Raw genomic sequence first — 11891 nt, forward strand, 5'->3', positions numbered from 1 at the left:
TGTTGTTATGTCCGAAATTATAAATTGAGTATCGCTAATCGTTCTCGTTTGTGCAACGGCATTGCCCCGCAGAGGTGCAGAACCTGGTGCTCAATTTGATAAATATGTCCGAGGATTGGGATAAATGTCCGAAAATATCAATTATTTGTGCTGTAGACTTTCGTCACTGCCGTTGGGCGATGTCCTTAACAAGCATCGCCAATGACGGCATCTGATAATAAGCAATAACCGGCGCACAGCCGGATGAGTAAGGAGTGGTTCATGTCCCGCGATCAGAAGAAAAGGCTCGCCCACCGTGGTTCGGCAGTGGCGATGCGCAGCGCAGTGACCGCCGCGCTGGCGGTATCGTTAACGGCCCACAGCGCACCGGCACTTGAAGAAGTGTTGGTCACGGCGCAAAAACGTTCTCAGAGTGCACAAGATATTCCCGTGGCAGTTACCGGTCTGGGTGGGGATCAGTTGGATAAACTGGGCTTTGAAAACGCCAACGACGTCTCGGCCCAGGTGCCGAATATGCAGGTCAGCGGCCCCTATGGTGACGTTCAGCCGATCTTCTCCATTCGCGGGGTCAGTATGTCTGACTACAGCTCCAATCAGGCGAGCCCGATAGGCGTCTATGTTGATGAGGCCTATCTCGGCCCGGTATACAGCCACGGGGCCAACTTTTTTGATGTTGAGCGCCTGGAGGTTTTGCGCGGCCCGCAGGGCACGCTTTACGGGAAGAACACCACTGGTGGTGCCATCAATATTATTACCCGCACACCTGGCTTTGATGAGCCAGCGAGTGGCTTCCTGAAACTTGGCGCGGGCAGTTATAACGCCACCACCGTTGAGGCCGCTGCCGAGTCTGAGCTGATTCCCGGTGTGTTGGCTGGCCGCTTGGCCGGCAGCATTAAGAAAAATGACGGCTACGTTAACGTGCGTGGCAAAGATGAGAATGCCGCACAAACCGACTTTAAAGGCGCGCGCTTGGCCTTAAACTGGCGCATTAGTGATGCCTGGGACGCGGTACTGAAATACACCACCTCGAATAATGATGCGATCAGCACACCGCCGCGCAATGAACCACGCACCGACCTGCGAGGTACGGGTCTAGAAGGCGACTCCAACGGCTTTATTGACTACACCGGTTATTCACGCCCCAGCCGTGGCCTGGACTTCCATGAGAGTGAGGTGAACAACGCCGGCGCGCTGGTCACTAACACGGACCTGGCCGTGCTTACGGTTAACTACAACGCCGAAAACTACAGCCTGACGTCGGTCAGCTCCTACTTGGATGCCGATTATTATCAAAAGGCCGACACCGACGGCAGCCCCAATGGCCTGCTGGAAATAACCTGGGCCTCTGACTCCATTAGCTACAGCCAGGATTTGCGTTTTACCTCGAATTTTGACGGCATGTTTAACATCATTGCCGGGGTCTTCTATGGTCAGGAAGACCTGTACATGAACAATATCTACGATATTTTCAATCAGATCCCCGATCTGCGGGTGGGCTTGGCGAAGCCAGATACCATTCCCATTTTTCCCTACTTGATCGACTTCGGTAAGCTGGACCAACGTTTGGCGACCGAAAAGAGCAGCGCCGCGGTATACAGCCAAATGCGTTTCGACTTTAGTGCGAACTTTGGCATGGATGTCGGTCTGCGTTACACCCAGGACAAAAACACGCTGAGTTATTTGAATATCTCGCGCCTGGCCAACGACGGCACGCCGCGCGGTAGCTATGTACCCGGCAACACCACCGGTGTTGATAATGCGTGGATCACTCTGCCGCTCACCGTGAGTGATATTCAGAGTCTGTTACAAAACCCATTGGAATTGCTGCAGATCACGCAGACCGGCTATACCCATGGCCCTTACACCCTGGATTCGGCACCCGAGCTGGATACCACTGAGAAAGAGTGGACAGGCAAAGTGGGGCTGGATTACCGACTCAGCGACGAGTTGATGGTCTATGCCAGTGCGAGCCGAGGCTATCGCAGCGGCAGCTTTAACGGCGGTGCTTATTACATCGAGCGACCGCTGGAAACTGCCTATGCGTCGCCAGAATATATCGACGCCTTCGAAGTGGGCTTTAAGGCCGATTTATTTGATAACAGCATGCGCTTGAATGCCGCGGCCTTCCATTATGACTACACCAATCAGCAGTTCATTAACGTGGTGGGCATCTCCAACTTCTTGGAGAATGCCGGTGGTTCGACTATTCAGGGTTTGGAAGCCGAGCTGTGGGCGCGGGTGACGGAGCGTCTTACCCTGCAACTGGGAGCCGGTTATCTAGATACGGAGTACACCGAACTGACCTTGGCAAATACTGAGACCATCGCCAATCAGGACGATACGGTTGACCTGTCGGGCAATGAGTTGATCTCGGCGCCCAAGTTCAACTTTAGTATTTCGGCCGACTACGATGTGCTCGTCACTCAGCACGGCTACCTTAGCGTCAATGTGAATGCCAACTTCCAGGATGATCAGTGGTACAGCGCCTACAACGACGATTATGGCTACGGTGAAATTCGTCAGGATGCCTACTGGTTATACAACGGTCGCATCAGTTGGTATGCCAATGACGACAGCTACAGTATTTCTGTGTGGGGCAAAAACCTGGCCGATGAGGAATACGATAGCTATGCGATCAACCTGCAGGCTGGCTTTGGTTTCGACCAGTATCTCGCGGGTGAGCCGCGCAGCTACGGTGCAGAGTTAATGGTGCGCTTCTAGGAAGTGATCACAGCGTTTTACGCCAAGCGCCAGCACGGCTGCGTGCTTCGGCAACCGAATAACCTCTCCAGGTTATGTTGGCCCGCGTAATGCGGGCCTTTTTTATGGGCTATAGGTTTACGGAATAGTCGCTCGCCACTTAGAACCAGGCGCGCACTCCCACCACAAACTGTTCCTGCTGGCGGGGGTTGCCACGGCGTTGCGCAATGTCGGCGGTGTCGCCATACAGCTGCTGCCACACTGCGCCGATATAGGGTGCCCATTCCCGCTCTGGATAGTAGTAGAGCCGCAAGGCGTGCTCCTCCCGGCGCAGGCCGGCCCCATTTTCCGAGTCGCCCTGAGCGGCTGCTTCAAGTGTGATTTCCGGTTCCAGAATCCAACGCTGGGTCAGCCTCAGTTCGTAGCTAAGCTCCAGCTCGGCCGAGAGCTCGGCTTGGTCGTTGATAAACACCGCGGCATCGACTTCAAAGTGGTAGGGGGCAAGGCCCTGTATGCCGATAACCACGCTGTCGTCGCTACCATCCTCACTGAAGCTTCGTTGCAGTCCCCCTTGAAGATCCCAATAGGGCGCGATGGCGCGACTGTACAGAAGCTGAAGTTCCGCGTCCTCTGTGGAGCCGTCGTGCGCCTCGCGTTCAGCCTTTAGCCACAGTTTGTTGAGGTCAGTCCCTAGCCACCCCTGGAGGCTAAATGCCTGCTGATGGTCGCTGCGTTGCTCAACTTCGTCGACCATAAACTTTGCCAGCACGGGGTCGGCTTTGCCCCCGGCCAACGCGGGGCCCGCCAGTAGCGCGGCGCACAGTACATAGTGTTTCTTCATACCTTGCCTCCTACTACGCGAACCTCGCGAAACATACCAGGCATGTGAAACATCAGGTGGCAGTGATAGGCCCAGCGGCCAATGGCATCGGCGCTAACGAGGTAGCTGATACGCGACCCTGGTTGCACAATGACGGTGTGTTTGCGCGGGATGTGGCCACTGTCGCCGGTCTCCAGCTCACTCCACAGGCCGTGCAGGTGAATGGGGTGGGTCATCATGGTGTCGTTGACGACGACAAAGCGCAGGCGCTCATTGTGGCGCAGAATGATCGGCTCGGCGTCGTCGAACATGACGCCGTTCATCGACCACATGTAGCGAGACATATTGCCGGTAAGGTGGATTGCCAGCTCTCGCTCCGGGTCGCGTGGGTCGCGGGTGGGGTGAAGGCCGAACAGGTCACTGTAGCGCAGAACCTTTCTGCCATAGCGCTGGGCGTGCTCGCGTAGGCCAATGCCTGGGTCGGAAAGGCCGTTGGCAGGCATACCTGCGCGCATGTCAACACCTACACCAAATTCAGTGGCGGCATGCTGGAATGTTTGCTTGCTGCCCTGGCCAGCAGGTGCTGGGGTATCTGGCAGCGGCTCAGACATCATCGCGTGATGGCCGTGGTGAGCATGCGCCTCGTGGGAAGGCCGTTTGTGCTGCATCGCTGACATGGTGTCGCCCGCCATCGAGGTGTGCGCGCTGTTGTCGTGAGCCATCCCCATATCTCGGTGGTCGAGCCTCGCAATGTGGTCCATCGCAGGTATGTCGGCCTGCCACTGCTTATTGGGGCTGAGCGTTGCCCGCGCATAGCCGCTGCGATCAATGCTCTGCGCAAACAGTGTGTAAGCACGGTCGGCGCTGGGCTGAATGATCACATCGTAGGTCTCTGCCGGTGCGATACGAAATTCATCAACACTGACCGGCTGGATATTTTGCCCATCGGCGGCAACCACTGTCATCGTCAAGCCGGGAATACGAACGTCGAACAGGGTCATGGCCGCGGCATTAATCACCCGTAAGCGCAGGCGTTCGCCGGCGGAGAATTGGCCAAGCCAGTTTGCATCTGGGCTGAGCCCATTCACTAAAAATGTGTAGGCGATGCCGTTGATATCCGCAATGTCGCTGTCGCTCATGCGCATACGGTTCCACATGGCGCGGTCTCGCCAAGTGGCGGCAATGCCTTGTCTGCGAATGTCTTGCCACAAATCGACGGCCGTTCGTTCGCGCCGATTATAGTAATGGCTCTGCTTTTTCAGGCGGGCATAGAGCGCCTCGGGGGCTTCGTCACTCCAGTCGGAAAGTACAATGACGTGCTCGCGATCATAGGCGACCGGGTCGTCGTCTGCAGGGTCAATAATAATGGCGCCATAGAGCCCCGTCTGTTCCTGAAACCCAGAGTGGCTGTGGTACCAGTAGGTGCCGCTCTGCTTTACCTGGAATCGGTAATCGTAGTAGCCGCCGGGCGGAATACCGGCAAAACTCAGTCCGGGAACGCCGTCCATATCCGTTGGCAAAATCAAGCCATGCCAGTGTATTGAGCTGGTATGTGGCAGGTGATTGTGCACGCGGATATGCACTTCTTCACCTTCCTTCCAGCGCAGGGTAGGGGCGGGCACACTGCCATTGACCGCCGTTGCCAGACTGTCGAGTCCCGTGATGTTTACCGGTAGATAGTCGATGTGCAGGTCAAAGCGATTGCCACGTAATTCTGCGCTAGGGCGTCGTTCCGCCTGCTGATGGGGTGCCTGACTCGCGCAGCCTGCGAGGCCTGTCAGGGCAATAACGCTAGCTGCACCCGTGACAAAGCGCCGGCGCGGGATGTTGGCCGGTGGATATTCACGTTTCATTGTTATTCTCCTACGGCGCGCTGTGCTGACTAACGCGGGTATACACCTCGTGCTTGCCGCTGCGTTTTAGCAAAATGACATCGTAGTCTTGGTGGCGCGTGCCCATTTCCATGCCGGGGCTGCCGATTGGCATACCGGGCACGGCGAGGCCGTAGGCATCCTCTGGGGGATTTTCAAGAAAGCGTTTTACTACGTCGGCGGGTATATGCCCCTCGAACACATAGTCCTTCACTTGGCCGGTATGGCAGGACTGGAGCCCGCTGGGAACGCCGAGGCTGGCCTTTAGTGTGGCCATGTCGTGACGATTTATCGCGGTGCTGTCAAAGCCGTTTTCATCCATGTGGTCAGCCCACTTTGTGCAGCAGCCGCACTGAGGGGATTTATAAACCGTGAGCTCAGCCTTTGTTGATTGCGCGTGTAAGGGGCTGCCTAAAATGCTTAGGCTAGCTGCTGCAAAGCCCGCCAAAATAGTAGTGCGAAGTGTCATTGGAAACGTCCTATAAAGTCGATAATCACTTGCGGCAAAGTACATTCTGCCGCGCTACAGGGGGTGATTACGCAGCGATAGGCGGACGTAACAGGCGCTCGTTGTAACGTTTTGCTGAAGCAGCGGCGGCGCTGTTGATCATATTGTCGCGTGATGTTGCAACCGCCAATGCCAGTTGGCTGAGCAGGCTTGGCCCGCAGCTACTATTGGCGCAGTCGCAGTGTTGTTCGCAGCAACGGCTGTGATCGAGTCCAGTATGATCGCCAGAGTGGTGGGCCGACGCTTCTTCGGTGGATTGGCAATTTTGGTGACCTTCGCAATCCATTTGCTGATTGGGGTGAGTGCAGCAGCTGGCATTTGCCAAGTGCTGCATCGCTACTGCCGTAGGGCTTGTCTGGGGTTCACTGGCCAAACTGGAAGCACTACTCTCCAGCGCCAGCAGTGGTTGGCTTAGCACCAATAAAATCCATACGGCAATGTGCAATCGTTGTGTCATGGCCGCAGTGTAACAAGCTCTGGTTAGGCAGGGTATTACGCTGCCAGGTGCCGGGGTCGAGAGTGTTCAATATTGTCCACGCTAAAGCCTATTCATTGCTACAGGGTCAAGAAAAAACACTGACCGCGACACAACTGGTTTTTCTACACCGCTTGCGGCAGGGTGGTCTGCGGTGAATAACGATAAGGACAACACGGTGAAAAAAACGTTATTGATAACAGCATTCTTGCTGGCTGGCTGCGTTGAGCGCCCTCAGGTAATTAGTGACTGCCAGGGCGTGGCGGAGCGAGAGGTATTGTGTGGTTGGCAGAAGCCCGAAGATATGGAGCTCATGCCCGACGGCCGCCATTTGGTCGTCAGTCAAATGGCGGCGGGTCACGGCAGCGTTGCGGGGTCTTTGGCCCTGCTGGATACCCGGGATGGCAGCAAGCAGGTATGGCCGATGGCTGAGGTGGCGGTTTCCGATGGTTGGGGGGATGCCGATTGTGCCGCGCCGGACCCAAGCGTCTTCGCGCCACACGGCATTCACCTCTCGCGCCACGAGAGCGGCACACTGCAATTGCTGGTGGTCAACCACGGTGGCCGTGAGTCGGTGGAGTTTTTCGAGTTGCGTGACCAAGACGGCGCGATTGAACCCTTTTGGCGCGGCTGCGTTATTCCCCCTGAAGGCAGCTTCTTGAATGATATTGTGGCCTTGCCTGAGGGCGGCTTTATGGCCACTCACATGTATACCCGCGGCGACGCGCCGGTCGGTACACTGGGTTGGCAGGAGATTACCGCTCTGGCGGGCTTTAACCCTGGCCACATCTGGGTGTGGGACGGTGAACAATTTAGCAAACTGCCAGGGTTTAGCGGTGACTACCCCAATGGCATTCAAATCTCGGCAGATGGCGAAACCCTGTTTGTAAACCTTTGGGCGGGTTCAACGCTGCAAAAACTGGATCGCCGCACAGGCAAGCTGCTTGGGGAGGTGGAAATTAGCCATCCGGACAACAGCCAGTGGGATGGTCGCGGCAAGCTGCTAATCGCCAGCCACAACTTCACGCTGGGGGATTTCATTGTGTGCCCCAGTATTGAAGAGGGCGCCTGTCCCGCGGCATTTGATATTGTGGAGCTCGACCCAGACACTCTGCAAAGCCGAGTTGTGGTCAGTGTGTCCGGGCCGCCTATGGGCGCAGGCACCGTTGCCCAGCGGGTGGACGATGCTGTGTACGTGGGCTCCTTTATTGGCGACCGGATCCTGCGCCTGCCGTATTCCGCGCAATAGCGCGGTTGAGTTGGTTAAAAGTCGTTCAACGCGAGGATTTTTAAGCTTTTTTTCAAAATCCCGTTGACAGCTAAAACCACCTTGAATATAGTACGCCACCTCGACGCGCTCGTAGCTCAGCTGGATAGAGTACCTGGCTACGAACCAGGCGGTCGGAGGTTCGAATCCTCCCGAGCGCGCCACTATTTAAGAACCCGGTATTGCGAAAGCAGCACCGGGTTTTTTATGCTCCCATAAAGGTGTTGTGGCACGACCGTGATAGGTTCTGTGCCACATTTTGAAGACCTCTCGCTTAAGCTCACCTCTCAGTTACTGCGTAGCTCTCAAGTTTTAATGTGAGCCCGTTTCTCGGTCGTTGGGGCTAAGGTCGGCAAATTTAGACGTCTGCAAGACGGTTTCAAAAAGATCCTTAATTCTTGTCCTTGTCAGAACGGTCGAACCAGTGAGCGATTTTGTCGCCGTATCGCCACATCACCACAGGAATTGCGATAGCTGACGCGACTAAAGCGATCGCTGCAATCAGCCCCGTAAACTCTCCCATGTCTACCTCCACATTCAGTGTTCATTTCATTTGACGCTATAGCGGTAGTTGAAAGCAAATCGCTATTTAAGTGTCTGAATTAGATGAATAAATATTTCCGTCGTCTTTGTTTTTCTGATTCTCCAGTTCGGAACGAGGCGTGATACGAAGTGCTGCGTTGGCGAAAGTGAACGCTTCACCGGTACAGCAAAAAGGCAGGGTCATGGCTAGCCAAAAAGGTGCTTCCGCGCTTTACTATGTCGTAATGACATTAGCCAAGGAAGGTGTTGTTATGAATCTATTACGCTTCATTTTCTCCTTTACCGCCCTGCTTATACTCCATGCCTGTGGTGACCACGGCTATGAAGGGCAATACAGACTTGCTGCAGACCGCGCTGATGGCCTGTTTGGATCCATGGCTTCGGCAATGGGAGTGCAGGAAATTACCATTGGGCATGACTTTGTCGAAGCGAACGGCAGCCGCCAGGTATACGATGATATATTTGTTCGTGACTCGGGCGATCGCGCCTACTTAGTCTTCAAACGGGGAGAGAGTGAAGAGGCTTGGAGAATTAAGGGGAAAGATACCTTGGTTCAGGGAAACCAGCTGATGCGCCTTGAATATACCCGGGTTCATTGAACCCCACTCATGAGGAGTAGATACTCCGCTGGACAGCGGGTATCAAGTCCATCCTAAAACAGTATTGGAGATCACGGATGATTCATACCACCCTGCAGGCCAAGACCGCTACGGCGCCAGATGTTGGCGCTGAGCCTAACTTGATGATACGTGCGTTTTTTTCACTCATTCTTGGAGTGTGTATAGGGGGTGTTGGGAGTGCCCGCGCCGAATCAGAGAGGGGCTGGACGGTAAACTACACCGGTGACCTTAGTGGTACCGTTGGAGGCCGTATTGTCGTTCCTGGCGGGACATCTATGGTTGCCATGGTAGGCGGCGCGAGTATGAGCGAGGATATGAAGTCGATGGGTGCCGCCGCGATCTCCGCCAAGGTGATGACACTTCCGGGCCAGCCTTCATCGCTCAAGCAATTGGACATTACCTTAGCAGACGGTACAAGCTGCCGTTTACAGCCAGATGGCAGCGAGCGGGCGAAGGTGATTAACAGCTCGCGAAAACACTATGAAGCGGAGTTTAGTGGCAATTTGCGGTGTGACGGCGGGAAGAAAATTGCTGTGCAAGCGCGCGTGATGAAGTAGTGCTAACGAACAATTACGGTGTTGCCCCCAGTAGCCCGGCCATAATTAGTCGGCTGACGGCGAACTCTCTGAATGAAGAGTTACCAAGTATGGCGGTGAGACTCCGCCACAGCAGTATAGGTTTTCGTCCTTCGGTTCGAGCAGGTATTTTTTCGCGCATCAAGATCAACAACCACTTCCTCCGGGGTTGGAAAAGTTATTACTAAATGCACCGTCATAAATTTCTCGTCACCGTCGTCGCCGTAGCTTACGCCCTTGATTTAGCTTTTTATCACACACTTTGCATATCCCCCCTGAACAAGGGGGTGCAAGCGTTATGCGCTTCTCCTATCGTTGGAAAATAATTTTGACAAGGAGATAGGCATGAAAGAAAGGCTAATTGTCGTCGTCGGTATAGCCGCGTTGATAGTGGGGTGTGCTTCGGTAGGAGGAGGTGGCGGTGGTGATCGCCTCGAAAGTAAGAATGTTGCTACGCTCGGGGCGCGTAAAGATGTCTATGTTGCGCAGTTTGCGGTTTCTTTCGTAACTAAGGACTCAAGCTCGTCGAAGTCTGTAAGCCCCATGATTCGTCAAAGCAGTGGCTCGCAATACGCAAAGAGTACCCTGAAGGCCAATTTAACCGGCGTGCCAGATACCACCTTCCAAAAAATTACCGACGAGGCATATGCTGACTTTGTCGCTGATTTAACTGCAAAGGGTTTCAATGTTAGGCCGGTCAGCGATTTGCAAAAGCTAAAACCTTGGAAAAAATTAAAGCCTCTAGAGGCTCCCTATACGCCTTCGGGGCTGTCTTCTTTTTTGAAGAAATCGTCTCCTGAGCAGGTGACCTTCTCCGCGAATTCACTGAATATATACTCGGTGCCCGATCAAATTAGCCAAGTTAAGCCGATGCCTTATGCCTTTGCTGAATTGGCTGAAGCTGCGGGCGCACCAGTATTTGCCATCAACTACAATGTTCATTTCGCGTACTTTGATAGTGATACTGACTATGAAGTGAATTACTTTAAGGATGTGCCTCTTGGTGGCGGCACAAGCACCACGCTGAGCGCCTCGGTGACCGTAGGGCAAGGTATTCAGGTGACGACGGGTTCTGCCGCGCAGTTCCTTGTTGACTTAGGTGGGACCTTTTCAGATAACGGCTATGTCAGTCTCAAGGACCCCATTGTAGTTGGAGGGGCCTACGGGCGGAACGAAGACACCACTTCTGGCAGTCAAAAAGCCGCCAATGCCTTTAGTTCTGCTGTGGGCCTGTTCACCGGCGGTTCTGCTAAAACAACGGAAATCTCTGTTGTCGCTACCCCTGAGTATTACCGATATGGTGTTCTTAAGGCGATAGATATGGCCAATGACCGCATTGTGAATGGGCTGCTTGCCCAGTAAATAGGTCATACTTTTCCTTTGCGCACAATATCTGCGTTGAGTGTGTCGGTGGTCTGTTCACACTAAAGCGACGATGTCGTTGGTGTGAACAGGTCATAGACCATCCCTTCTATGTATAAATCCCCCTTCTTCATGCACTTGTCTTTGATAGTAATCTCGCGCTAAGCCGACATTGTTTAGGCATTTGGCGATCCTGTGTCTTAGTGCGCCTGTGTATTCACTTCTGCGGGCGCGATGCCGCATTCCTTGATCTAGGACAAGTGCTGACCTCGTCTTGGGCTTTAGTCTGACTGCAATAAGCAGAGACTTTGCTCTCCAAAAAGCGAGGAGAATAAGCATGGCGAACACTTCAGCAGTTGGTTCCCGTCGTTATCTAGCAGTGTGTATAAGTGCGTTGACCTTGGGTGTTCCCATCCAGAGTCAGGCGTTGACGTTTAACTGGGGGGAGATTGAAGGCAGTTTCAATTCGACCCTTTCTCTCGGTGCCAGTTGGCGTGCGGAGGACCCGGATGAGGACTATCTCAGTCCGGGTAACACCAACGGTAAGGGGCGCGCGTCGGTGAGTACCACCGATGATGGGAATTTAAATTACGACAAAGGTGATATGTATTCCCTGTTATTCAAGGGGGTGCACGACCTTGAGTTGAGCCTGGACAACATCGGTTTGTTCACGCGTTTCAAATATTGGTATGACTATGCCTTGGCTGAGGGTGACGTCGCTCACGGCCATGTGCCAAACAATTACCGTGTTGACGGCACCCTGGAAACGGAGGGCTTTGATGACCTGGCCCAAAGCCAGGGTGCTGAGTTTTTGGATTACTACCTCTACGGCAACTTTGAGCTTGGCTCCGCCCCCGTAGAACTGCGGGCCGGCAATATGGTGTTGAGCTGGGGGGAAAGCACGTTTATTCAAAACGGCGTGAATATTATTAGTCCCTTCGATGTGACCGCGCTGCATCGCCCTGGCTCTGAGATCAAAGAGGCGCTGCTGCCGGTGGGGCTGCTATACGCCAATATTGGCGTTACCGCGGAATTAAGCATTGAGGCTTTTTATCGGTTCTTCGTAAATTCAGGTGGGTAGGTTGCAAAAACAGGCGGGTTATCGGTTGATAGTAATCGACCAAAACCACCAGCAACCGACTTCCCGCCT

11 protein-coding genes and 1 tRNA gene are annotated in these 11891 nt (G+C 54.2%); 7 read left to right on the plus strand and 5 right to left on the minus strand.

Annotated elements, in window-relative coordinates; all coding sequences use genetic code 11:
* Positions 1-261 precede the first annotated feature (261 nt).
* The gene (locus HNR64_RS12660) at positions 262-2721 is read left to right on the plus strand and encodes a TonB-dependent receptor (protein WP_239547818.1); all 2460 of its coding nucleotides are present in this window, start codon (positions 262-264) and stop codon (positions 2719-2721) included.
* A 139-nt stretch (positions 2722-2860) separates the two neighbouring features.
* Here HNR64_RS12660 and HNR64_RS12665 read toward each other — a convergent pair whose 3' ends face one another.
* The 4 genes from HNR64_RS12665 to HNR64_RS12680 all read right to left on the minus strand — a co-directional run bounded on the left by HNR64_RS12665 (position 2861) and on the right by HNR64_RS12680 (position 6356).
* A complete protein-coding gene (locus HNR64_RS12665; RefSeq protein ID WP_204996799.1) occupies positions 2861-3541 on the minus strand; it encodes a copper resistance protein B in 681 nt (226 codons plus the stop codon).
* A complete protein-coding gene (locus HNR64_RS12670) occupies positions 3538-5373 on the minus strand; it encodes a copper resistance system multicopper oxidase (RefSeq protein ID WP_204996800.1) in 1836 nt (611 codons plus the stop codon). The genes HNR64_RS12665 and HNR64_RS12670 overlap by 4 nt, the downstream gene beginning before the upstream one ends.
* A gap of 10 nt (positions 5374-5383) precedes the next feature.
* Entirely contained in the window at positions 5384-5860 is a 477-nt protein-coding gene (locus HNR64_RS12675; protein WP_204996801.1) for a DUF411 domain-containing protein, read from the minus strand.
* 67 nt (positions 5861-5927) lie between these two features.
* The gene (locus tag HNR64_RS12680; protein WP_204996802.1) at positions 5928-6356 is read right to left on the minus strand and encodes a hypothetical protein; all 429 of its coding nucleotides are present in this window, start codon (positions 6354-6356) and stop codon (positions 5928-5930) included.
* A 172-nt stretch (positions 6357-6528) separates the two neighbouring features.
* Between HNR64_RS12680 and HNR64_RS12685 the strand changes: the two genes are divergently transcribed.
* Together HNR64_RS12685 and HNR64_RS12690 are read left to right on the plus strand one after the other, a co-directional pair.
* Entirely contained in the window at positions 6529-7623 is a 1095-nt protein-coding gene (locus HNR64_RS12685; protein ID WP_204996803.1) for an SMP-30/gluconolactonase/LRE family protein, read from the plus strand.
* A gap of 105 nt (positions 7624-7728) precedes the next feature.
* Positions 7729-7805 (plus strand) — tRNA-Arg (locus tag HNR64_RS12690).
* Positions 7806-8032: 227 nt separating this feature from the next.
* Here the strand turns inward: HNR64_RS12690 and HNR64_RS17405 are convergent.
* Positions 8033-8164: a hypothetical protein gene (locus HNR64_RS17405; protein WP_275587354.1), complete on the minus strand. Its 132-nt coding sequence runs from the start codon at positions 8162-8164 to the stop codon at positions 8033-8035.
* Positions 8165-8366: 202 nt separating this feature from the next.
* Between HNR64_RS17405 and HNR64_RS12695 the strand changes: the two genes are divergently transcribed.
* From HNR64_RS12695 to HNR64_RS12710, 4 genes are all read left to right on the plus strand, one after another.
* Positions 8367-8783 (plus strand): hypothetical protein, encoded by a 417-nt coding sequence (locus HNR64_RS12695; RefSeq protein ID WP_204996804.1) that lies wholly within the window; start codon positions 8367-8369, stop codon positions 8781-8783.
* Between the two features lie 77 nt (positions 8784-8860).
* Entirely contained in the window at positions 8861-9361 is a 501-nt protein-coding gene (locus HNR64_RS12700) for a hotdog family protein (RefSeq protein WP_204996805.1), read from the plus strand.
* Between the two features lie 363 nt (positions 9362-9724).
* The gene (locus HNR64_RS12705) at positions 9725-10741 is read left to right on the plus strand and encodes a hypothetical protein (protein ID WP_204996806.1); all 1017 of its coding nucleotides are present in this window, start codon (positions 9725-9727) and stop codon (positions 10739-10741) included.
* A gap of 337 nt (positions 10742-11078) precedes the next feature.
* Positions 11079-11822 (plus strand): DUF1302 domain-containing protein, encoded by a 744-nt coding sequence (locus tag HNR64_RS12710; RefSeq protein WP_204996807.1) that lies wholly within the window; start codon positions 11079-11081, stop codon positions 11820-11822.
* The last annotated feature ends 69 nt before the right edge of the window (positions 11823-11891 follow it).

Origin of the sequence: Spongiibacter marinus, assembly GCF_016906995.1 — a bacterium.
Lineage (GTDB): Bacteria > Pseudomonadota > Gammaproteobacteria > Pseudomonadales > Spongiibacteraceae > Spongiibacter > Spongiibacter marinus.

What these genes read in the sequence shown, in the direction of transcription:
- HNR64_RS12660 (WP_239547818.1), top strand. Translation starts at nt 262, where the DNA reads ATGTCCCGCGATCAGAAGAAAAGGCTCGCCCACCGTGGTTCGGCAGTG.
- HNR64_RS12680 (WP_204996802.1), bottom strand. Translation starts at nt 6,356, where the DNA reads ATGACACAACGATTGCACATTGCCGTATGGATTTTATTGGTGCTAAGC.
- HNR64_RS12665 (WP_204996799.1), bottom strand. Translation starts at nt 3,541, where the DNA reads ATGAAGAAACACTATGTACTGTGCGCCGCGCTACTGGCGGGCCCCGCG.
- HNR64_RS12700 (WP_204996805.1), top strand. Translation starts at nt 8,861, where the DNA reads ATGATTCATACCACCCTGCAGGCCAAGACCGCTACGGCGCCAGATGTT.
- HNR64_RS17405 (WP_275587354.1), bottom strand. Translation starts at nt 8,164, where the DNA reads ATGGGAGAGTTTACGGGGCTGATTGCAGCGATCGCTTTAGTCGCGTCA.
- HNR64_RS12710 (WP_204996807.1), top strand. Translation starts at nt 11,079, where the DNA reads ATGGCGAACACTTCAGCAGTTGGTTCCCGTCGTTATCTAGCAGTGTGT.
- HNR64_RS12675 (WP_204996801.1), bottom strand. Translation starts at nt 5,860, where the DNA reads ATGACACTTCGCACTACTATTTTGGCGGGCTTTGCAGCAGCTAGCCTA.
- HNR64_RS12670 (WP_204996800.1), bottom strand. Translation starts at nt 5,373, where the DNA reads ATGAAACGTGAATATCCACCGGCCAACATCCCGCGCCGGCGCTTTGTC.
- HNR64_RS12695 (WP_204996804.1), top strand. Translation starts at nt 8,367, where the DNA reads ATGGCTAGCCAAAAAGGTGCTTCCGCGCTTTACTATGTCGTAATGACA.
- HNR64_RS12705 (WP_204996806.1), top strand. Translation starts at nt 9,725, where the DNA reads ATGAAAGAAAGGCTAATTGTCGTCGTCGGTATAGCCGCGTTGATAGTG.